The 672-nt window shown below is 59.2% G+C and carries 1 rRNA gene; it reads right to left on the bottom strand.

Annotated elements, in window-relative coordinates:
• Nucleotides 1-276 (bottom strand): 23S ribosomal RNA (locus QWU11_RS47090); the annotation flags it as partial.
• Nucleotides 277-672: the final 396 nt, after the last annotated feature.

Below are 672 nucleotides of genomic sequence, written 5' to 3'. Positions count from 1 at the left end.
GTTTAGCCCCATCCCCTTTCGCTCACCACTACTCAGGGAATCACTGTTGTTTTCTCTTCCTGCGGGTACTGAGATGTTTCACTTCCCCGCGTTACCACCAACCGCCCTATCAATTCAGACGGCGGCAACACCCCATGACGAGTGCTGGGTTACCCCATTCGGAAACCCCCGGATCAACGCTCGGTTGCCAACTCCCCGGGGCATATCGCAGGCTCCCACGTCCTTCATCGGCTCCTGATGCCAAGGCATCCACCGTGTGCCCTAAAAAACTTGAACACAACAAGATCTACAAGATGCTCGCGTTCACTATGCAGTTCTCAAAACACGAACGGACACCAACCCACAACCACCACCAACACCCCGAGCACGACAACACCAGGAGATGCGGTATGGAGGCCAGACCGGCCCGCACGCCCGAACCCACCCGCCAACCAGGCAGGCAAGGCTCGAAGCGGTCTGAAGACACGAACACCGAGACTCACGCGGAGTCTCCGTGCCCGTTTCCTCAGGACCCAACAGTGTGCCCGGCCCCCTCGCCGCCTCCATGGATGGTTTTCCTGAACCCGACAAGCGGGCAGTACTCACACCCTGGAACCGACCAGAGAAACCGAATAGCCAGCGCTCCACCTATGAGCAAACCCACCCGCGAGGCATTCGCTCGCAGCATGGGCC

It is taken from the genome of Actinomadura sp. DC4 (assembly GCF_030406325.1).
Classification (GTDB): domain Bacteria; phylum Actinomycetota; class Actinomycetes; order Streptosporangiales; family Streptosporangiaceae; genus Actinoallomurus.
Note: the sequence above shows the minus strand (reverse complement) of the source record. Positions and strands in the feature narration are given on the sequence as shown.